Genomic DNA, 540 nt, shown 5'->3' on the forward strand with positions numbered 1-540 from the left:
TGCGGATAAACCCTCACTGGTTCAGTATGAAAGCGCCCTGCGCACCCAGAACAACCGATTGAAACGACTGGCGGCTATGGCTGGGATTACCAAAACCCTAAGTACGCATGTTGCGCGGCACACCTGGGCTACCGTCGGGAAGCTTATCAATCTCTCTACAATGGTTCTTAGTGAATGCCTGGGCCATAGCTCGGAAAAGACGACGAGTATTTACCTGGGTACACTAGCGGGTTCCACCCTGGATGAGGCCAACGCGCGCGTCATCCAGGCCATCCAGAACCATAGGGCAAGGGTTTGATAAGGGCTTAAGCGGCCAAAAAGAGGGAAATAAAGCGTAAAGAAAAATGGACCCGGCAGAATCACCATTCTTCCGGGCAGGACGAGTCATGTCCTTATGTCAGCTTTTGGTGCCCGGAAGGATGTGATTGCGATATAATTTCTCCGATAGTCACCGGATTTTGCCTGTCCGCTTTGTCTGTCCCCTTATAAAATGAAGAAAACCGGTAGAAATCCGGAAGAAATTTAGGAATATTTTCTTAC

General features: G+C 49.6%; 1 protein-coding gene. It reads left to right on the top strand.

Annotated features, from left to right (window positions below):
- Positions 1 to 298 (top strand): tyrosine-type recombinase/integrase (locus tag D0T87_RS25240; RefSeq protein ID WP_163178653.1); only part of this gene is annotated, 298 nt, incomplete at its 5' end.
- Positions 299 to 540: the final 242 nt, after the last annotated feature.

It is taken from the genome of Bacteroides sp. 51, from assembly GCF_010500965.1.
Lineage (GTDB): Bacteria > Bacteroidota > Bacteroidia > Bacteroidales > Bacteroidaceae > Bacteroides.